Annotated in this window: 18 protein-coding genes; 3 read left to right on the forward strand and 15 right to left on the reverse strand. The window is 63.0% G+C overall.

Annotated features, from left to right (window positions below; all coding sequences use genetic code 11):
* Position 1: 1 nt before the first annotated feature.
* Positions 2-1,063: a tRNA preQ1(34) S-adenosylmethionine ribosyltransferase-isomerase QueA gene (gene queA, locus GCN75_RS08715; protein WP_152282193.1), complete on the reverse strand. Its 1,062-nt coding sequence runs from the start codon at positions 1,061-1,063 to the stop codon at positions 2-4.
* A gap of 199 nt (positions 1,064-1,262) precedes the next feature.
* Between queA and recG the strand changes: the two genes are divergently transcribed.
* Positions 1,263-3,365, forward strand: coding sequence for an ATP-dependent DNA helicase RecG (gene recG, locus GCN75_RS08720; protein ID WP_152282194.1), 2,103 nt, complete (start codon positions 1,263-1,265; stop codon positions 3,363-3,365).
* 15 nt (positions 3,366-3,380) lie between these two features.
* Here the strand turns inward: recG and GCN75_RS29830 are convergent, their stop codons facing one another.
* The 13 genes from GCN75_RS29830 to GCN75_RS08780 form a co-directional block, all read right to left on the reverse strand.
* On the reverse strand, positions 3,381-3,506 hold the full coding sequence (locus GCN75_RS29830) for a hypothetical protein (RefSeq protein WP_257620246.1): 126 nt from the start codon (positions 3,504-3,506) through the stop codon (positions 3,381-3,383).
* Complete coding sequence (locus GCN75_RS08725) at positions 3,506-4,720, reverse strand: MFS transporter (RefSeq protein WP_152282195.1); 1,215 nt, start codon at positions 4,718-4,720, stop codon at positions 3,506-3,508. The genes GCN75_RS29830 and GCN75_RS08725 overlap by 1 nt, the downstream gene beginning before the upstream one ends.
* A gap of 11 nt (positions 4,721-4,731) precedes the next feature.
* The gene (locus GCN75_RS08730; protein ID WP_152282196.1) at positions 4,732-5,721 is read right to left on the reverse strand and encodes a Gfo/Idh/MocA family protein; all 990 of its coding nucleotides are present in this window, start codon (positions 5,719-5,721) and stop codon (positions 4,732-4,734) included.
* Between the two features lies 1 nt (position 5,722).
* Complete coding sequence (locus tag GCN75_RS08735; protein WP_152282197.1) at positions 5,723-6,541, reverse strand: DUF3025 domain-containing protein; 819 nt, start codon at positions 6,539-6,541, stop codon at positions 5,723-5,725.
* A 7-nt stretch (positions 6,542-6,548) separates the two neighbouring features.
* Positions 6,549-7,613: a dihydroorotase gene (gene pyrC / locus GCN75_RS08740; RefSeq protein ID WP_152254772.1), complete on the reverse strand. Its 1,065-nt coding sequence runs from the start codon at positions 7,611-7,613 to the stop codon at positions 6,549-6,551.
* 89 nt (positions 7,614-7,702) lie between these two features.
* Positions 7,703-8,038 carry a helix-turn-helix domain-containing protein gene (locus GCN75_RS08745; RefSeq protein WP_152282198.1) on the reverse strand — a complete coding sequence of 112 codons (336 nt, stop codon included), beginning with the start codon at positions 8,036-8,038 and terminating at the stop codon, positions 7,703-7,705.
* Positions 8,016-8,414 (reverse strand): type II toxin-antitoxin system RelE/ParE family toxin, encoded by a 399-nt coding sequence (locus GCN75_RS08750; RefSeq protein ID WP_152282199.1) that lies wholly within the window; start codon positions 8,412-8,414, stop codon positions 8,016-8,018. The genes GCN75_RS08745 and GCN75_RS08750 overlap by 23 nt, the downstream gene beginning before the upstream one ends.
* Before the next feature lie 163 nt (positions 8,415-8,577).
* A complete protein-coding gene (locus GCN75_RS08755) occupies positions 8,578-10,026 on the reverse strand; it encodes an amidohydrolase family protein (protein WP_226941202.1) in 1,449 nt (482 codons plus the stop codon).
* Between the two features lie 37 nt (positions 10,027-10,063).
* Positions 10,064-10,789 carry an amino acid ABC transporter ATP-binding protein gene (locus tag GCN75_RS08760; RefSeq protein ID WP_152254770.1) on the reverse strand — a complete coding sequence of 242 codons (726 nt, stop codon included), beginning with the start codon at positions 10,787-10,789 and terminating at the stop codon, positions 10,064-10,066.
* Positions 10,790-10,807: 18 nt separating this feature from the next.
* Entirely contained in the window at positions 10,808-11,500 is a 693-nt protein-coding gene (locus tag GCN75_RS08765; RefSeq protein ID WP_152254769.1) for an amino acid ABC transporter permease, read from the reverse strand.
* Position 11,501: 1 nt separating this feature from the next.
* The gene (locus GCN75_RS08770; RefSeq protein WP_152254768.1) at positions 11,502-12,251 is read right to left on the reverse strand and encodes an amino acid ABC transporter permease; all 750 of its coding nucleotides are present in this window, start codon (positions 12,249-12,251) and stop codon (positions 11,502-11,504) included.
* An 85-nt stretch (positions 12,252-12,336) separates the two neighbouring features.
* Positions 12,337-13,293: an amino acid ABC transporter substrate-binding protein gene (locus GCN75_RS08775; protein WP_152254767.1), complete on the reverse strand. Its 957-nt coding sequence runs from the start codon at positions 13,291-13,293 to the stop codon at positions 12,337-12,339.
* A gap of 195 nt (positions 13,294-13,488) precedes the next feature.
* Positions 13,489-15,342, reverse strand: coding sequence for an ABCB family ABC transporter ATP-binding protein/permease (locus GCN75_RS08780; RefSeq protein WP_152282201.1), 1,854 nt, complete (start codon positions 15,340-15,342; stop codon positions 13,489-13,491).
* A 136-nt stretch (positions 15,343-15,478) separates the two neighbouring features.
* On the opposite strand from GCN75_RS08780, the gene GCN75_RS08785 reads away from it, so the two are divergent.
* Together GCN75_RS08785 and GCN75_RS08790 are read left to right on the forward strand one after the other, a co-directional pair.
* Positions 15,479-15,844, forward strand: a complete 366-nt coding sequence (locus GCN75_RS08785) for an acyl-CoA thioesterase (RefSeq protein ID WP_226938791.1) — start codon at positions 15,479-15,481, stop codon at positions 15,842-15,844.
* Positions 15,845-15,868: 24 nt separating this feature from the next.
* Positions 15,869-17,458 carry an alkaline phosphatase D family protein gene (locus tag GCN75_RS08790; RefSeq protein ID WP_152282202.1) on the forward strand — a complete coding sequence of 530 codons (1,590 nt, stop codon included), beginning with the start codon at positions 15,869-15,871 and terminating at the stop codon, positions 17,456-17,458.
* Between the two features lie 3 nt (positions 17,459-17,461).
* Here the strand turns inward: GCN75_RS08790 and GCN75_RS08795 are convergent, their stop codons facing one another.
* Positions 17,462-19,144 carry a long-chain-fatty-acid--CoA ligase gene (locus tag GCN75_RS08795; RefSeq protein ID WP_152282203.1) on the reverse strand — a complete coding sequence of 561 codons (1,683 nt, stop codon included), beginning with the start codon at positions 19,142-19,144 and terminating at the stop codon, positions 17,462-17,464.
* Positions 19,145-19,188: the final 44 nt, after the last annotated feature.

A 19,188-nucleotide genomic window follows, 5' to 3' on the forward strand; every position in this document is an offset into this window, starting at 1 on the left:
CTTATTCTTTCACGGTATGGGTAAGATTCAGCGGAAGCGGCGCGCGCGATTGCGTAGTGAGCAGCATCGCATCGCCATAGCTGAAGAAACGGTAGTTCTGCGCGATCGCATGCGCATAGGCGCTGCGGATCGGCGCATAGCCGGCAAAGGCCGACACCAGCATCAGCAGGGTCGATTTCGGCAAATGGAAGTTGGTGATCAGGCGCGTCACCGTCTTGAACGCATAGCCAGGCGTGATGAACAGGGCCGTATCGGCGCTGCCCGCCACCAGCTGGCCGCTTTGCGACGCCGATTCCAGCGCACGCAGGCTGGTCGTGCCGACGGCCACCACGTCGCGTCCCGCCAGTTGCGTGGCGCGCACGGCGTCGACAGTTTCCTGCGGCATGGTGTACCACTCGGTATGCATCTTGTGCTCGGCCAGCACTTCCGTGCGCACGGGCTGGAAGGTGCCGGCGCCCACGTGCAGGGTCACATAGGCAAAGTTGACGCCCTTGGCCTTCAGCTGATCGAGCAGGGCCTGGTCGAAATGCAGGCCCGCCGTCGGTGCCGCCACGGCGCCAGGCACCTTGTTGAACACGGTCTGGTAGCGCGTTTCGTCAAATGCGTCCGCATCGTGCTCGATGTAGGACGGCAGCGGCAGCCGGCCATGCGCCTCGATCAGCTCGAACACGTCGGCGTCGAAGTGCAGGGTAAAAAATTCGCCGGCGCGCTGGCCGACCGTCACGTCGAAGGCATCGGCCAGGCGGATACGGCAACCGGGCGGCGGCGACTTCGACGCGCGCACCTGGGCCAGCACGGTGCGCTCGTCCAGCACGCGCTCGACGAGGGCCTCGATCTTGCCGCCGCTTTCCTTGACGCCAAAGAAGCGCGCTTTGAGCACGCGCGTATCGTTCATCACCAGCAGGTCGCCCGCTTGCAACAGCCCGACGATGTCGGCGAACTGGCGGTCGACCAGGGCCTCGCCGTCCAGATGCAACAGGCGCGAGGCGCTGCGCTCGGCCAACGGAGTTTGCGCAATATTTTCTTGCGGCAAATTAAAATCGAAATCGGAAAGCGAATACATGCGTTTTGCTTCAAAAGTACGTCAAAAATGATTAGGAGTGCGCAATGGAACATCTGGCACTATACTGTGCGCCTATACAGGCATTACAATAATCCGCCGCAACACGCGATGACTGCGGTACGCACAGGGTGTGCCGGACAACCCTCTATTTTACGCTAGCGGCATAAAAACCTGCGCTAATGGCACCAAAACCTTGCATATGCCCGATCCAACGCCCGATCTTCCTCCCATAGCCAAGCCCGCCGCGAAGCCGAAAGCGGTCAAAAAGGTGGTCAGCACGGAAAGCCGGCTGGCCAAACTGGGCTTGCGCACGGATATGGACCTGGTGCTGCACCTGCCGATGCGCTACGAGGACGAGACCAAGGTCTACACCATCCGCGACGCCTGCCTGCGCGGCGGCGAGTCGTGGCAGGTCGAGGGGGTCGTCACCAAGTGCGAAGTCAATTTCAAGCCGCGCAAGCAGCTGCTGGTGACGATCGCCGACGAAACGGGCAATTTGCTGCTGCGCTTCATGAATTTCTACGGCAGCCAGGTCAAGCAGCTGGCCGAAGGCACGCGGGTGCGCGCGCGCGCCGAACTCAAACACGGATTCTTCGGCGCCGAGATGGTGCACCCGACCTACAAGGTGGTCAACGAGGGCGCGCCGCTGCCCACGGCGCTCACGCCCGTGTATCCATCGGGCGAAGGCCTGTCGCAGCACGTGCTGCGGCGCGAGATTGCCGACGCCATGCGCCGCATCGACTGGCAGGACACCTTGCCCGAGCACCTGCTGCGCGAGATGCAACTGTCGCCGTTCCGCGCCGCCGTGCACCTGCTGCACTATCCGCCGCAGGACATCGACGAAAGCGCGCTGATGGACCGCTCGCACCCGGCCTGGGTGCGCATGAAGTTCGATGAGCTGCTGGCGCAGCAGCTGTCGCTGAAACGCGCCCAGCGCGCGCGCCGCTCGAAAGGCGCCGCCTCCTTGCCCATCGTCGGCACCCTGTCGGAAGCCTTCGGCGCCGCCCTGCCCTTCAAGCTGACGGGTGCGCAGGCGCGCGTGCTCGAGGAAATCCGCGCCGACCTGCGCCAGCCGTATCCCATGCAGCGCCTGCTGCAGGGCGACGTCGGCAGCGGCAAGACGGTGGTCGCCGCCCTGTCGGCAACGCAAGCCATCGACAGCGGCTACCAGGCCGCGCTGATGGCGCCCACGGAGATCCTGGCCGAGCAGCACTTCCGCAAGATCGCCGCCTGGATGGAGCCGCTGGGCGTGAAGGTGGCGTGGCTGACGGGCAGCCTGAAGAAAAAGGAAAAGACGGCGGCGCTGGCCCTGATCGAATCGGGCGAGGCGCAGCTGGTGATCGGCACGCATGCGCTGATCCAGGACAACGTGCTGTTTGCCAAACTGGGCCTGGTCATCGTCGACGAGCAGCACCGCTTCGGCGTGGGCCAGCGCCTGACCCTGCGCAACAAGGGCGACAGCGCGGCCGTGCCGCACCAGCTGATGATGTCGGCCACACCGATCCCGCGCACCCTGGCCATGACGTATTACGCCGACCTGGAAGTGTCGGTGATCGACGAGCTGCCGCCGGGCCGCAGCCCCATCGTCACGCGCGCCATCGACCAGAACCGGCGCGACGAAGTCATCGCCCGCGTGTATGCGGCCGCGCTGGAAGGCCGGCAGGTGTACTGGGTCTGCCCGCTGATCGAGGAATCGGAAGCGCTGCAGCTGCAAACGGCCACCGACACCTACATGATGCTGGCCGAAGCCCTGCCCGCGCTGCAGGTGGGCCTCGTGCACGGCCGCCTGAAGCCGGCGGAAAAGCAGGAAGTGATGGACGCCTTCATCGCCGGCCATATCCACGTGCTGGTGGCCACCACCGTCATCGAGGTGGGCGTCGACGTGCCGAACGCTTCGCTGATGGTGATCGAGCACGCCGAGCGCTTCGGCTTGTCGCAGCTGCACCAGCTGCGCGGCCGCGTGGGACGCGGCTCGGCGGCCAGCGTCTGCCTGCTGCTGTACCAGGGTCCGCTGGGCGGCGTGGCACGCCAGCGCCTGATGACCATGCGCGAAACGACGGACGGTTTTGAAATTGCCCGCCGCGACCTGGAAATCCGCGGCCCCGGCGAATTCCTCGGCGCGCGCCAGTCCGGCCAGGCCATGCTGCGCTTCGCCGACCTGGAAACGGATCAATGGCTGGTCGACCAGGCGCGCGACGTGGCGCACGACCTGCTGCACGCCACCACTGCCGCCGCCGCAGTCACCGTGGAAGCCCACCTGGCCCGCTGGCTGGGCGGGAAAGAGGAATTCTTGAAGGTGTAAAAAACCGGCTGCCTGCTACATGCACATCCAGAAGCGGTTCGCCAGGTCGAGCATGAAATCGGGCCGCAGATAGGCCAGGAAGACGATGGCCAGCAGCGCGGCGCCGGCCAGGCGCCATAGCCACGTGCGCCAGCTGGCCATTACGCGGCCACCGCCACGCGCTTGACGGCGCGCTCGTCGATGGGCAGGTTGATCAGCGCGGCAAGCAGGCCCAGGCCGATGGTGATCATCCACACGATGTGGTAACTGCCCTGGTGCTCGTACAGATAGCCGCCCAGCCACGCGCCCAGAAAACTGCCCACCTGGTGCGAGAAGAACACCATCCCGGCCAGCATCGACAAATGCTTCACGCCGAAGATGCCGGCGATGATGCCGTTCGTCAGCGGCACGGTCGACAGCCACAGCACGCCCATGCCGGCAGCGAACAGGTACACGGACCACGCCGACAATGGTGCCAGCAGGAACACGGTGATGACCACGGCGCGCGTCACGTAGATGGCCGACAGCAGATAGCGCTTGGCGATCTTCCCACCGAGCTTGCCCGCGTAATAGGAGCCGACGATGTTGAACAGGCCGATCAGCGCCAGCGCCGTGACGGCGATGTTCGGATTCATCAGGCCCTGGTCCTTCAGGTAGGCGGGCAAGTGCACGCCGATGAAGACCAGCTGGAAGCCGCAGACAAAATACCCTGCCAGCAGCAGCCAGAACGACCGGCTGGCGATGGCTTCGCCGAAGGCCGCGCCCACGCTTTGCTGCGGGCCGCTGGCATGCGACACGGGCGGCTCGCGCAAGTAGAAGGCCATCGGGATCATGGCCAGCAGCACCAGCGCGGCCAGCACATAAAAGGCGTTTTGCCAGCCCACGGCGGAAATGAGCTGCTGCTCGACCGGCATCATCAGGAACTGGCCGAACGAACCGGCCGCCGACGAGATGCCGAAGGCCCACGAGCGCTGCTCGGGCGGTGCGCTGCGGCCGATGATGCCACTGATGGCGCCAAAGGCCGTGCAGGCCAGCGCCAGCCCGATGAAGATGCCGGAACCGACGATGAACAGCGTCGGCTGCGTCACGAGCGCCATCCACACGAGGCCCGCCATGTAGCTGATGGCGCCGACGATGACGACGCGCATGGTGCCGAAGCGGTCGGCCGCCATGCCGGCGAACGGGCCGAAGACGCCCCACATCAGGTTTTGCATGGCCAGCGCCAGCGAATACGTTTCGCGCGTCCAGCCATTGGCTTGCGAGATCGGCTGCATCCAGAAACCCAGCCCATGGCGCACGCCCATCGCCAGGGTCAGCACGACGCCGCTGGCGATCAGGACGGTTTTCAGGCTGGGACGCGATGGGTGCAATGTCATGGGATTCCTGTTCACGCCTGATCGGCTGGATAAACGAGGCCGATCTGGCCACGCATGGTGTCAAGGTTGTGCATCAGCGCCACGCTGTCGGCGTGCGGCATGACGGGGCTTTCCAGCAAGCCGGCACGGATGCAGCGCATCGCCTCGATCGCCTCGTGCGCATAGCCGTTGCCCAGGTGGGGCGCGGCGACCACGCGGCGCCCGCCATCCAGCGTTTCGACGATCAGGTGGTCGGGTTTGTAAAAACGGTTGGGCAGGCGAATCCGCCCCAGGCTGCCGGAAATGGTCATTTCCGTCGGCGTTTGCGCGCGCAGGCTGCAGGCGCAGGACGAGGTGCCGCCGCCCGTGTGCAGCAGCGAAAACACGACCTGTTCATCGACGCCGGTGGCGCCCATCTCGGCCAGCGCCTGCACCTGCGATACGGGGCCGAGGAAGAAGGCGGCCATCGACAGCGGATAGATGCCCACGTCGAGCAGCGCACCGCCGCCGAGTTCCGGATTGAACATGCGGTGCTCGGGCGGGAAATTGGCGACAAAGCCGATATCGGCCTGCACCTGCTGCAGCACGCCGATTTCGCCGCTGGCGATGATGCGCCTGGCTTCCTGCACGGCCGGCAGGAAACGGCTCCACATGGCTTCCATCAGGAACAGCTTTTTATCGCGCGCCAGGTCGGCAACGGCCTGCGCTTCGCGCGCGTTCATGGTGAACGGTTTTTCGCACACGACATGCTTGCCGGCGGCCAGGCACAGCAGGGCATTTTCCGCATGCAGGGTGTGCGGCGTGGCGATGTAGATCACGTCCACGCCGGGGTCATCGGCCAGCGCCTGGTAGGAACCATGGCAACGCTCGATGCCGAATTCGGCGCCGAAGGCCTGCGCGCCGGCAGCACTGCGCGAAGCGACCGCCACCAGCTGCGCGCCGGGCGCATCGCGCAAGCCATTGGCCATCGCGCGGGCGATCTTGCCGGTGCCGAGGATGCCCCAGCGGACGGTATTTTCCATGCTATTGCTCTCTTTCTGCGCCAGCTGCCTTGCGCTTCGGGCGGAACACCGCCGCGTCGTTGTAAAAATCGTCGTCCTGGTCTGCGCACCAGCCGGGCAAACCGAGCACAGGCAGCGGCGTGAAGTCCGCCGTGGTAAGGCCCTGCTGCGCCAGGTCCTGCGCCACCCGTTCGTCGAGCCAGGCGCGCCGCGCCGCGCCGTCGAGCGCAAAGTAGGCGTCGCCGGCGAAGATCACGCGCGTGTGCGCCGTGATGGCCTTGCGCGGCGCCACCAGTTTTTCCATCAGCGCGTGGCCGAACAGCCAGACGTCGGCGTCGCCGCCCGCGCCAAATTTATCGCGCTGCGCAATGAATGCGCTGCGCCAGTCATGCCCGCGCAAAGCCGCTTCCAGCGCGCGCCCCGCGTCGCAGTCGCGCAGCACCAGCAGGGCGGAGTTTTCGTCAAAGATCGTCGCGCCGTCGCGCGCGGGGCCGCGCGACTTGCCCACGCCGGACAGGGCGATCTGCGCCGCCTGCAGCGCGTTCAGCTGCCGCTTGATGCGGGGGAAGGTAAGCCACACGAGCGCGTTGAAAAAATCGTGCAGATTGTCGCGCGTGGGCACGCCGCCCGTCGCGCCGATGAACTCTTCATAGGCTACGCCTTCGGGCAGGTCTGCTTGCGGCACGAAGGCCAGCGGCAGGCCGGATGGATTGCGCAAGTCCAGCGCCCGCGCCTGCCCGTTGAGCGCGGCGATCACCGTGTCGCGCTGCAGATCCAGCTGCCGTCGCGCCGGCAGCACCGTGGCAAACCAGGGGCGGGTCCAGTCTATCGATGGCAGCATGGAGCGATTACACCATTTTCCAGTTGATCTGCTCGCCCGCGTTGAGCGGAATCACATGGCTGTCGCCCAGCGGCAGCGACGCCGGCAAGGTCCAGCTTTCGCGCTTCAGGGTGATGGTGTCCGTGTTGCGCGGCACGCCGTAGAAGGCCGGGCCATGGAAGCTGGCGAACGCTTCCAGCTTGTCGAGTGCGCCGGCCCGTTCGAACGCTTCCGCATACATTTCCATCGCATGCAGGGCCGTGTAGCAACCGGCGCAGCCGCAGGCCATTTCCTTGGCGCCTTGCGCGTGCGGCGCCGAGTCGGTGCCGAGGAAGAAGCGCTCGTCGCCGCTGGCGGCCGCCGTCATCAGCGCCAGGCGGTGCTCTTCGCGCTTGAGGATGGGCAGGCAGTAGTAATGGGGGCGGATGCCGCCCTTGAAAATCTCGTTGCGGTTGTACAGCAGATGATGCGCCGTGATGGTGGCGGCGATCGGGCCTTCCGCTTCGGCCACGTACTGCGCCGCATCCTTGGTGGTGATGTGCTCGAACACGACCGACAGGGCCGGGAAGGCGCTGCGCAGCGGACGCATCACGCGCTCGATGAACACGGCTTCGCGGTCGAAAATGTCGATTTCCGGATCCGTCACTTCACCGTGCACGAGGAAGGGCATGCCCACTTCCTGCATCACTTCGAGGACCTTGTAGCAGTTCTTCAAATCCGTCACGCCCAGGTCGGAATTCGTCGTGGCGCCGGCCGGATACAGTTTGACGGCCTGCACGATGCCGCTGTCCTGCGCGCGGCGGATTTCGTCGGGCGAAGTGTTGTTCGTCAGGTACAGCACCATCAGCGGATCGAAATTCACGCCTTCCGGCACGGCCGCCAGGATGCGCTCGCGGTAGGCGGCAGCATCGGCCGTGGTGGTAACGGGCGGTTTCAGGTTCGGCATGACAATGGCGCGGCCGAACTGGCGCGCGCTGTGCGGCAACACGCTGGCCATGACGGCGCCGTCGCGCAGGTGCAAATGCCAGTCGTCTGGACGGGTGATGGTGATGGAGGATGGAACGGCGGTCTGGGTGTGATCGAGTGTGGACATGGCGGCTGCTCTCAGGCGGTCATTGCGAATAGCGCCATTTTACCAGCCGCGGGACTACAGCACCGGCCGGGCAAGCCTGTGGGGAATGCTCAGGCGACAGCCAGTTTCAGGTGTCCGATGGCGTCGGCGCTCGGCCTGACGCGGATCTCGATGTCGTAACCGAGGCGGTTCAGGCAATCCATCAGTTTGCGCTCGGACAGGCCGGAAAAATCGCCACGCAGCATGCCCGACACTTTCGGCTGCGCGATTCCCATGCGCTGCGCCGCTTCGTCCTGCGTCAGCTCCAGCTTGCGCATGGCATGACGGATTTCGCCAACCAGACCGGACTTGATTTGCAGCTTGTCGGCGCCAGGCAGGCCCAGGTCGGCAAAGACGTTACCGCTGGACAGTTCAAACTCTACCTCATCGGCGATGCGTTTTTTCATGGCGTAACTCCTCTATCCATTGTTGTGCACTGTGAAGGCGGGCGCGCACCAGATCCATATCCCGCTTCGGCGTCGCGATACCGCTCTTGCTCTTCTTTTGAAAGCAGTGCAGCACGAACACCGCCTCCTCGAACTTCACCGTGTAGACGGCACGGTAAGTGCCACCCGCATCGTCCTCGACGATTTCCAGCACGCCCGCGCAACCGAAGCCGTGCAATACCTTGGCGCTGTCATGACGGTCACCGCGCTGCGCCAGATCCAGCGCATGGCCAAAGAACGAACGTATGTCCACAGGCAAGGCCATTAACTCTTTCTTGGCGGAAGCGACCCACACCAGCGGCTTATGGGGCTTTGCCGGTTTCTGGACGGTCTTCATGGATTATACCTTTATTAGTATAAATCGGAAGAATTGGCTGGCAAGGAATCAGCGTACGGCGGATTGACTGGAGATCGTTTGCGGCACGCCAAGCACGGGGGCTGGCAGACGGCAAAACGGCCGGTATGCGCCGGCCGTTTTCAATATCAGGAGTACACGCGAATCAGGATTTGGCCTGAGGCGCCTCCTGCTTCGCCACCCAGGCGCGGATATCGGCCAGCATCCGGTCCAGCGCGGCGCGGTCATACACGTGGCCGCGGCTGACCACCAGGCGGATCTGGCGCGTGGCGCCGATGTCCTGCAGCGGGTTCGCATCGAGCACCAGCAGATCGGCCGCCTTGCCCGCCGCCACGCTGCCGTAGCGATCCAGCTTGCCCAGGAAGCGGGGACCGTTGATGACGGCCGACTGCAAGGCTTGCTGCGGCGTCAGGCCATACTGCACGTACAGGCCGATTTCATCGTGCAGGGCCTGGCCTGGATAGTCGAAGGAATTCAGGAATCCCGCGTCCGTGCCGGCGATGATGCTCACGCCCTGCTGCTGCAGGATCGGCAGCAGCTGCGCCGACTTTTCAAACTGCGCGTGGCGCTGGGCGATGGCTTCCGGACCATCCTTGGCAGCGCGCTGCACGCGCCAGTCGTAGGTGGCGCGCAAACCCTTGCCGATGTATTGCAGGGCCGGATCGTGCGTGTGGTCTTCGCGGTCCAGGTAAGCCGTCACGCGCGAACCCCACAGGGTCGGCACGATGGCCGTGCCGCGCGCGGCCAGGTAACTGAAGGCCTTGCGCGCCGTCGGCTCGTCGTAGCTTTGCAGGCTCTCGCGCATGGCTTCGCGGCCGGTCAGGGTACCGGCAGCCACCTTGGCCGTCAGCTCCTGTTCGCGCGGCGTGGTGGCGCGCAGCAGGTAGGACTGGTGTTCGATGGTGCCCAGGCCCGCATCGGCCATCTGCTCCAGGGTCAGCTGCACGGGGATATGACCCGAGGTGCGCATGCCCCGTTCGCGCGCCTGGTGCAGCGCTTCCAGGTACAGCTCCGGCTTCAGGGTGTTTTCCGTGATCTTCACGAAGTCCACTCGCTGCGCCTGCAGGCTGTCGAGCGCGCGCGTGACTTCCTGCGGCGTGCCCACTTCGATGGTGCCTTTCCACAGCGGCTTGATGCCTTCGAGCTTCGCGCCGGACGTAAAGATCGTCGGGCCTTCCAGCTGCCCCGCGTTGATCTGCTGGCGCCATGCCAGCACCGTGTCGGGCAAGTCGCCCGAGCAGTCGCGCACCGTGGTGATGCCATGCGCCAGGTACAGGGGCAGCAGCTGCTTGTTCTCGTCGATCAGCTCGGGGCCGCCGCCAAAGTGCACGTGCGTGTCCCACAGGCCCGGCATCAGGTATTTGCCGGGCAGGCGGATGGTCTGCTTCGGCGCGTAGTTGCGCAGCTGCGCGTCGTCGACGACGGCGACGATACTGTCGCCCTTGAGCAGTACGGATTGTCCCTTGACGGCACGGCCGCCGGCAACATCGATCAGGGTGGCGTCGCGCAGGACGATGTCGACGGCGATCTTGTCCGCCGCGTGGGCTTGGGCGAGCAAGCCCAGCGCCAGCATCGCGCCGGCTATTTTTTTCATGACAGGCATTGGTACTCTACTTCAAAGTGATGGAAATTTAATGGATGATCTTGGCGAGGAAATCGCGCGCCCGGTCCGAGCGCGTCGTGTTGAAGAAGTCATCCTTGCTGCAATCCTCGATGATCTTGCCCTGGTCCATGAAGACGATGCGGTTGGCCACGCGCTTGGCAAAGCCCATTTCATGGGTGACGACCATCATCGTCATGCCTTCCTGCGCCAGGCCCACCATCACGTCGAGCACCTCATTGATCATTTCCGGATCGAGCGCCGATGTCGGCTCGTCGAACAGCATGGCGATCGGGTCCATCGACAGCGCGCGGGCGATCGCCACGCGCTGCTGCTGGCCGCCCGACAGCTGCCCGGGGAATTTATCCTGCTGCGACAGCAGGCCCACGCGGTCCAGGTATTTCAAGCCCTTGGCATTGGCTTCGTCCGCGCTGCGGCCCAGCACCTTGATCTGGCCGATGGTCAGGTTTTCGCGGATGGACAGGTGCGGGAACAGCTCGAAATTCTGGAACACCATGCCGATGCGCGCGCGCAGTTTCGACAGATTCGTCTTCGGGTCATTGACGGTGATGCCGTCGACGATGATCTGTCCCTGCTGGATCGGCTCGAGGCCGTTGACGGTCTTGATCAAGGTCGACTTGCCGGAGCCGGACGGGCCGCAAATGACCATCACATCGCCCTTGGAAACCTTGGTGGTGCAATCGGTCAGTACCTGGAACTGGCCATACCATTTGCTGACGTTATTGAGTTCAATCATCTTATTCTTTCTTTTCGGTTAGCGAATGATGGCGACGCGTTTCTGCAGGCGCTTTACCAGGAACGACAAGGCATAGCACAGCACGAAATACACGACGGCGACAAACACGTACATCTCCACCAGGCGGCCGTCGCGCTGCGCGATCTTCGAGGCGGCGCCGACGAAATCGGGGATCGACAGCACGTACACGAGCGACACGTCCTGGAACAGCACGATGGTTTGCGTCAGCAGCACGGGGATCATGTTGCGGAACGCCTGCGGCAGCACGATGCTGCCCATCGTCTGCCGGTAATTCATGCCCAGCGCCTGGCCCGCCCACACCTGGCCGCGGGGAATCGACTGTATGCCGCTGCGCATGATCTCGCAATAGTAGGCCGCCTCGAACATGATGAAGGTGATCAGCGCGGAAGAAAACGCGCCCACTTTCACGGGTTCGTTCGCGCCGATGACCCAGGCGGCGATGTACGGCACGAGGAAGTAGAACCAGAAGATCACCAGCACCAGCGGGATCGAGCGTATCAGGTTGACGTAGCTCGACGCCACGCCAGAGACGATGCGGTTGCCGGACAGGCGCATCAGCGCCAGCAGGGTGCCCAGCACGATGCCGCCCACCATGGCCAGGGCCGTCAGTTTCAGGGTAAACACCATGCCGGTCTGGAACAGGTAGACCCACGAGCGGGAGATGACGTCGAAGTCGAAATTACCGAACATGTCAGTGTCCTCCCGTCTTGGCGCCGGCGACGATGAAGCCGGGGATGGCGACCTTTTTCTCGATCAGGTGCATCAGCACCACGACCAGCAGGTTGACGACGACGTAGATGATGGTGGCGGCGGAAAACGCTTCGAACACCTGGAAGGAAAACTCCTGGATGGCGCGCGCGCTGGCCGTCAATTCGATCAGGCCGATGGTCAGCGCCACGGAACTGTTCTTGATGATGTTCAAAAATTCGCTGGTCAGCGGCGGCATGATGACGCGCGCGGCCATCGGCAGCAAGATGAAACGGTAGGTTTGCGGCAGGGTCAGGCCCAGCGCCGTGCCGGCCAGTTTCTGCCCGCGCGGCAGCGCTTCGATACCCGTCGTCACTTGCACGGCCACGCGCGAAGAGGTAAAGAATCCCAGGCACAGCACGGCCGTGACGAACGGCGCGTTCGGCAGCGACTTGACCCAGGCGCCCAGGTCCGGCGGCAGCAATTCCGGCATGACGAAATACCAGAGGAACATCTGCACCAGCAGCGGCACGTTGCGGAACAGTTCAACATACGCATTGGCCACGCCGACCAGCCATTTATTCGGCAAGGTGCGGACGGTGCCGATCACCAGACCCAGGATCAGGGCCATGATCCAGGCCGTGCCGGCCGTGGCCAGGGTCCAGACGAGGCCGGACCACAGGGTGTCCATATACGTGCCCACGCCATCGGGAGACATCTCCCAGAAAATGCGCCAATTCCAGTTGTAATTCATGATCATCCTTCCGATGCAGCTCACAAGGCGCGGCCCCCCGCAAATGAAACGGGAGGCTTGCGCCCCCCGGTTTTTTACGCAGTCTTTACTTTTTCCGTTTGTCCGATGTCTTCTGCGCTTCGGGAACGGCCGCATACGCAGCCGGGTCGCCCGAGTCGGTCGGATTCATGAACACGGCCTTCAGCTGCGGCGGCATGGGGAATTTCAGGTTGATGTTTTTCGGCGGGATAGGCGAAGTAAACCATTTCGCGTAGATGCGGTTGATGTCTTCGCTCTTGTACAGGCGGATCAGGGCTTCGTCGACCACTTTCTTGAAGGCAGGGTCGCCCTTGCGCAGCATGATGCCGTAGGGCTCGACGGACAGCGCTTCCTTGGTGATTTCGTAGTCGTTCGGGTTTTTCGAATTGGCCACTTGCGAGGCCAGCAGGATATCGTCGTTGGCTTCGGCCACCGCGCGGCCCGTTTCCAGCATCAGGAACGATTCAGGGTGATCCTTGCCGACGGCAATCGTCATGCCCAGGTTCTTTTCCTTGTTCAGAATCGTCATCTGCTTGATGGTCGACGTGCCTGCCGTGGCGACCAGGGTCTTGCCGCGCAAGTCTTCCAGGGTCTTGATGTTCGAGGTTTTCTTCGACAGCACGCGGTTACCGATGACAAACATGGTGGGCGCGAATGCCACCTGCTGCTGGCGTTCCAGGTTGTTCGTCGTCGAGCCGCATTCGAGGTCGATGGTGCCGTTGGCCATCAGCGGGATGCGGTTGGCCGAGGTAACGGGGCTCATCACCACTTTCAGTTCGCTCATGCCCAGATGCTTTTGCAGGGCCGTGACGACTTTCATGCACAGGTCGATCGAATAGCCCTGGTATTGCTGCTTGTCATCGAGATAGGAGAAGGGAACGGAGCCGTCGCGCACACCGAGGGTGACGGAACCGGCTTTCTTGATCTTGGCCAAGGTGCCGGTCAATTCCTGGGCCTGGACTGGCGACATGCTGCTGATGACGCCAACGCTGAGCAGCGTGGCGAAGATTTTGGTCAATTTCATAAATTCTCCTGGGCGGACAAACCGGATGTACTCCGAACGAAACAACTGTGGTGCAGACGCCACCAATGGAATTAATTTTATTTCATTTTCAGCGCTGGACTAGCCGTTTTCTGCGATTGCCATCAAATAGGCGCTATACGCGCGCCTGAAGGGGCGCGGCTGTAGCATTTTTCCTACTGATTTCCCATTCCCGATTTATTTTGCTGGCGCCAGGCCCGCCAGCGCCTCGTCCTCTTCCCCCTCATCGTCCAGATTTGCCTGCTGGCGTTGCCACATCTGCGCGTACAGGCCGTCCGCTGCCAGCAATTGCAGATGCGTGCCCCGCTCGACGATACGCCCATGGTCGAGCACCAGGATTTGCTGGGCGTCGGCCACCGTCGACAGCCGGTGGGCAATAACCAGGGTGGTGCGGTTTTTGGCGATCTCTTTCAATTGCGACTGGATCGCCTGCTCGGCCTTCGAATCGAGCGCCGATGTGGCCTCATCGAAGATCAGGATGGCCGGGTCCTTCAGCAAGGTGCGGGCGATGGCCACGCGCTGCTTTTCGCCGCCCGACAGCTTCAAGCCCCGCTCGCCCACCATGGAATTGTAGCCATCTGGCAAGCTTTCAATAAAATCATGGATCGACGCCGCTTTCGCCGCCGCCACGATGGCGTCCTTGCTGGCGCCCGGCTTGCCGTAGGCGATGTTGTACTCGATGGTGTCGTTGAACAGCACCGTATCCTGCGGCACGATGCCGATGGCCGCGCGCAGGGAATCCTGTGTGATGGCGCGCAAGTCCTGGCCATCGATGGTGATGCCGCCGCCATCGACTTCATAGAAACGGAACAGCAAACGCGACAAGGTCGACTTGCCCGATCCGCTATGGCCTACCACGGCCGTCGTGGTGCCGGCCGGAATCTGGAAATCCACGTCGAACAGGATTTGCCGCTTGGCTTCATAGCTGAAATCCACGTGCGCAAAGCGTACGGCAGCGCCCCGCGTGACGAGCGGTTCTGCTTCCGGCGTATCGGCGATTTCGCGGTTCTCGTTCAGCAAGGAAAACAAACGCTCCATGTCGGCCAGGCTTTGCTTGATTTCGCGGTAAATGACCCCTAAAAAATTGAGGGGTATGTACAACTGGATCATGAAGGCGTTCACCAGCACCAGGTCGCCCAGGGTCATCGTGCCGGCGATCACGCCCACCGTGGCGCGCCACAGGATCAAGGTGACGGCCGTGGCGATGATCAAGGACTGGCCCGTATTGAGCAGGGACAAGGACGTCTGCGATTTCACGGCGGCCGATTCATAGCGCTGCAAGCCCTCGTCGTAGCGCTTCGCCTCGTAATCCTCGTTGCCGAAATATTTCACGGTTTCATAGTTGATCAGCGAATCGATGGCCTTGGTATTTGCCTTCGAATCGAGGTCGTTCATGGTACGGCGGAAATGCGTGCGCCAGTTCGTCACCAGCACGGTAAACGCGATGTAGGACACCAGCGCCACTGCCGTGATGACGGTGAACCAGATGTCGTAATGCAAGACCAGATAGCCGAGCACGAGGGTGATTTCCACCAGCGTCGGCAAGATGTTGAACAGGGTGTAGGAAATGAGCGAGCCTACGCTGCGCGTGCCCCGTTCGATATCGCGCGTCATGCCGCCCGTTTGCCGGTTCAAGTGGAAACGCAGGGACAAGGCATGCAGGTGGCGGAACACTTGCAGGGCGATGGTGCGCACGGCCCGCTGCGTGACCCGGGCGAACAGGAATTCGCGCAATTCCGTAAACAGGGTGGTCGACAGGCGCAGCAAGCCATATGCCACCAGCAAGCCCACGGGCAGCACCAGCAGCGCTTGCGGATGGGCCGCCGTGATGGTCATGGCATCGACGAGTTTTTTCAGGATCAGGGGCACGCCCACATTGGCCAGCTTGGCGCCCACCAGGCATAGCAGCGCCAGCAGCACCCGCCATTTGTAGACCCATAGATACGGCAGCAAGGTCTTGATGGTGGCGAAATCGCTGTGGCTGGCGGAGGCTGGCGAGCGGGGCGGAGGGGGAGTCTGGGAACGGCGCATGGCGAAGGTCGGCTTTTTATGGTTCAATCGGGGCAATTGTAGCCTTTCATGAGAATAAAAGATGAGCACCTCCCCCGACCGCCCTGATAACTGCCTCGCCTCCGGCCTCCCAGCCGGAAAAATGCCGGAATTGCGCATGATGCCAGCGCCTTCCGACGCCAATGTGTACGGCGACGTGTTCGGCGGCTGGATCATGGCGCAAGTCGATATCGCCGGTTCCCTGCCGGCCACGCGGCGCGCCAACGGCCGCGTCGCCACCATTGCCGTTAACTCCTTCGTCTTCAAAAACCCCGTTTTCGTCGGCGATCTGCTATCCTTCTACGCTGAAATCGTCAAGGTCGGCAATACCTCGATCACCGTCAATGTCGAAGTGTATGCCGAGCGCAACCGCCTGCAGGCGTGCATCGTGAAAGTCACGGAAGCCACCCTGATCTATGTGGCGACGGATTCCGACCGCAAGCCGCGCAAGGTGCCGCCCATCGAAACCCTGCTGTCACAATAATCCCGCGTTGTATTTTCAGACGGCATGGATAGCCAGCGCCGCGTCTTCCTGCAAAGCGCTGCCCGCATAGCGTCCCTGGCCGCCGCCGGCAGCATGCTGTCCGGTTCCGGCGCGCGCGCGGCCACGCGCCTCAATGGCGCAGGCTATCCGTTTGCGCTGGGCGTCGCTTCCGGCTCGCCCTTGCCCGATGCCGTCGTGCTGTGGACGCGCATCTGCCACGATCCGCTGCACGCCGCCGCCACGCCCGCCATCGCCTTGAGCGTGCGCTGGGAAGTGGCGGACGACGAAGCGTTCCGGCGCATCGTCGCCAAGGGGCAAGCCACGGCCACGCCCGCCCTCGCGCACAGCGTGCATGTGGACGTGGCAGGCCTGGCGCCCGGACGCTGGTACTGGTACCGTTTCATGCTGGGCGACGCCGTCAGCCCCGTGGGACGCACGCGCACGGCGCCCGCTGCCGATACCCTGCCCGCTTCGCTGAAGCTGGCCGTGGCCTCGTGCCAGCACTGGGAATTCGGCGCCTACGCGGCGCACCGGCATATCGCCGCGGCCGCGCCCGACCTGGTGGCCTTCCTCGGCGACTACATATATGAATGGGGGCCATACCAGCTGCAGCACCCGAGCCGGGCCGTGCGCACGCACGAAAGCTTTACCCTGGACGAATACCGCGCCCGCTACGCGCAATACAAGAGCGACAAGGATTTGCAGGGTGCGCACCTGGCCGCGCCATGGATCGTCACCTGGGATGACCATGAAGTGGCCAACGATTATGGCAATGATCGCGACGAGTTGCTCACGCCCACCTTTTTGCAGCGCCGCGCAGCCGCCTACCAGGCATTCTATGAACACATGCCGCTGCGCCTGCTGCCGCTGGGCCGGCGGGGCTATGTCGACATGCGCATCTACCAGCGCTATGACTGGGGCCGCCTGGCGCGCTTCCACGTGCTGGACGACCGGCAATACCGTGCCTATCACGCGTGCGCCAAGCCGGGCCGCGGCGGCTCCAATTCCGTCACCACGCGCAGCTGCCCCGACTTGCTCAAGCCGCAACGCACGATGCTGGGCGAAGAACAGCAGCGCTGGCTGCAAGCGGGACTCGATACCTCTCCCGCGCACTGGAATATTTTGGCCCAGCAAACCCTGATGGCGCAATCGAGCCAGGTGCCCATCGTGCGGCCCGGCGACGAACGCATCTGGACCGATGGCTGGGATGGCTATCCGATGGCGCGCCAGCACCTGCTCGACGCCCTGCGCAGCAGCGGCGCGCGCAACCCGCTGGTGCTGTCGGGTGACGTGCATACCTTTTATGCCACGGAACTGAGCCGCAACGCCATGCGCCCCGCCAGCAAGGATAATCCCGTGCTGGCCACCGAGTTTTGCGGCACCTCCATCACCTCGAGTTCACGCCCGCAGGCGCGCACGGAGCAGTACGTGGCGATGAATCCGCACATCCGCTACGGCCGCAGCGACAAGCGCGGCTACATGCTGCTGGACATCACGCCAGAGAAAACCACGGCCCTGTTCCAGGGCCTGGAGAATGTGCGCGACAGCGCGTCCCCCATCGCGACACTGGCCAGCTTCACCGTGCAGGACGGCAAGGCTGGCGTGCAGAGATAGTATTCAAGCCGCTTTCTTTTCGTCGCGCAATTGGCGGCGCAAGATCTTGCCGACATTGGTTTTCGGCAATTCATCGCGGAACTCGATGTATTTCGGCTTCTTGTACGCCGTCAATTCATGCTTGCAATGCTCGCGGATCTGTTCCACCGTCAGGTTCGGATCCTTGCGTACGACGAACACTTTCACGGCTTCGCCCGAGTTGGCATCCGGCACGCCGATGCAGGCGCATTCCAGCACGCCCGGGCACGATGCAACCACGTCTTCCACTTCGTTCGGATACACATTGAAGCCGGACACGATGATCATGTCTTTCTTGCGGTCCACGATCTTCACATAGCCGCGCTCGTCCATGACGCCCACGTCGCCCGTCTTGAAATAGCCGTCGGCCGTCATCGACTTGGCCGTCTCGTCCGGACGCTGCCAGTAGCCGGCCATCACTTGCGGGCCGCGCACGGCGATCTCGCCCGGCTCGCCCAGCGGCACTTCCACGCCATCGTCGTTGAGGATCGCCACTTCCGTCGAAGGGAAAGGCAAGCCGATGGTACCCGTGAATTCCGTGATGTCGACGCGGTTGCCCGTCACGACAGGCGACGTTTCCGACATGCCATAGCCTTCGATCAGCGGACAGCCCGTCAGTTTCAGCCAGCGCTCGGCCACGTTGCGCTGCAGGGCCATGCCGCCGCCATTGCACACTTTGTAGCTGGAGAAATCGAGCTTGGCGAAGTCGGCATTGTTCAGCAGCGCGTTGTACAGGGTATTGACGGCCGGGAAGACGACGATCTTGTGCTTGGACAATTCCTTGACGAAACCGGGAATGTCGCGCGGGTTGGGAATCAGCACGTTCAAGCCGCCCACGCGCATGCCCATCAGGGCGCTGACCGTCAGCGAATAGATGTGATACAGGGGCAAGGCGCACATGAAGCCCATCGAGGTGGCGCGCATTTCCTTGGTCATCACGGGTGAAATCCACGCCTCGTTTTGCAGCACGTTGGCGATCACGTTACGGTGCAACAGCATCGCGCCCTTCGACACGCCCGTCGTGCCGCCCGTGTATTGCAGGAAGACAATATCGTCATGGCCTTGCTGCACCGGCGTGAGTGTCAAACGGGAACCCTCGGCCAGCATCTTGTTGAAACCGATGGCGCTCGGCAGGGAAAACGCAGGCACCATTTTCTTGATCTTGCGCACGACGAAGTTGACGATGGTGCCCTTCACGCCGCCCAGCAAGTCGCCCATGGTGGCCACGATCACATGCTTGACCTGCGTGTGCGGCAGCACTTGCTCCACCGTGGTGGCGAAGTTTTCCAGCACGATGATCGCCTCGCTGCCCGAATCGATCAGCTGGTGCTGCAATTCGCGCGGCGTGTACAGCGGATTGACATTGACCACCGTGTAGCCGGCGCGCAGGATCGCCGCCATCGCCACCGGATACTGCAGCACGTTCGGCAGCATGATCGCCACGCGCGCACCCGTTTTCAGACCCTTGCTTTGCAGCCAGGCCCCCATCTGCAGCGACAGCTTGTCGAGCTCGCGGTAAGTGAGGAATTTATCCATGCACACGAAAGCGTTGCGGTCCGCATATTTCTGGAACGACTCTTCCAGCAAATGCGTCACGGAACGGTACTGCGTGCAGTCGATCTCTGCGGGAACGCTGTCCGGGTACGACTTCAACCAAATCTTGTCCATCAATTGCCTCATCTTTATCTGTATTGAAGGGGGTGCCGCCTTGG

It is taken from the genome of Janthinobacterium violaceinigrum (assembly GCF_009208555.1).
Classification (GTDB): domain Bacteria; phylum Pseudomonadota; class Gammaproteobacteria; order Burkholderiales; family Burkholderiaceae_D; genus Janthinobacterium; species Janthinobacterium violaceinigrum.

Bases quoted from the DNA above. Each gene is read 5' to 3' on its own strand.
- GCN75_RS08750 (WP_152282199.1), bottom strand. From the start codon at position 8,414: ATGAAGACCGTCCAGAAACCGGCAAAGCCCCATAAGCCGCTGGTGTGG.
- GCN75_RS08790 (WP_152282202.1), top strand. From the start codon at position 15,869: ATGGATAGCCAGCGCCGCGTCTTCCTGCAAAGCGCTGCCCGCATAGCG.
- GCN75_RS08785 (WP_226938791.1), top strand. From the start codon at position 15,479: ATGATGCCAGCGCCTTCCGACGCCAATGTGTACGGCGACGTGTTCGGC.
- GCN75_RS08755 (WP_226941202.1), bottom strand. From the start codon at position 10,026: ATGAAAAAAATAGCCGGCGCGATGCTGGCGCTGGGCTTGCTCGCCCAA.
- GCN75_RS08725 (WP_152282195.1), bottom strand. From the start codon at position 4,720: ATGACATTGCACCCATCGCGTCCCAGCCTGAAAACCGTCCTGATCGCC.
- queA (WP_152282193.1), bottom strand. From the start codon at position 1,063: ATGTATTCGCTTTCCGATTTCGATTTTAATTTGCCGCAAGAAAATATT.
- GCN75_RS08770 (WP_152254768.1), bottom strand. From the start codon at position 12,251: ATGAATTACAACTGGAATTGGCGCATTTTCTGGGAGATGTCTCCCGAT.
- GCN75_RS08775 (WP_152254767.1), bottom strand. From the start codon at position 13,293: ATGAAATTGACCAAAATCTTCGCCACGCTGCTCAGCGTTGGCGTCATC.
- GCN75_RS08765 (WP_152254769.1), bottom strand. From the start codon at position 11,500: ATGTTCGGTAATTTCGACTTCGACGTCATCTCCCGCTCGTGGGTCTAC.
- pyrC (WP_152254772.1), bottom strand. From the start codon at position 7,613: ATGTCCACACTCGATCACACCCAGACCGCCGTTCCATCCTCCATCACC.
- recG (WP_152282194.1), top strand. From the start codon at position 1,263: ATGCCCGATCCAACGCCCGATCTTCCTCCCATAGCCAAGCCCGCCGCG.
- GCN75_RS08730 (WP_152282196.1), bottom strand. From the start codon at position 5,721: ATGGAAAATACCGTCCGCTGGGGCATCCTCGGCACCGGCAAGATCGCC.
- GCN75_RS08760 (WP_152254770.1), bottom strand. From the start codon at position 10,789: ATGATTGAACTCAATAACGTCAGCAAATGGTATGGCCAGTTCCAGGTA.
- GCN75_RS08795 (WP_152282203.1), bottom strand. From the start codon at position 19,144: ATGGACAAGATTTGGTTGAAGTCGTACCCGGACAGCGTTCCCGCAGAG.
- GCN75_RS29830 (WP_257620246.1), bottom strand. From the start codon at position 3,506: ATGGCCAGCTGGCGCACGTGGCTATGGCGCCTGGCCGGCGCCGCGCTG.
- GCN75_RS08780 (WP_152282201.1), bottom strand. From the start codon at position 15,342: ATGCGCCGTTCCCAGACTCCCCCTCCGCCCCGCTCGCCAGCCTCCGCC.
- GCN75_RS08735 (WP_152282197.1), bottom strand. From the start codon at position 6,541: ATGCTGCCATCGATAGACTGGACCCGCCCCTGGTTTGCCACGGTGCTG.
- GCN75_RS08745 (WP_152282198.1), bottom strand. From the start codon at position 8,038: ATGAAAAAACGCATCGCCGATGAGGTAGAGTTTGAACTGTCCAGCGGT.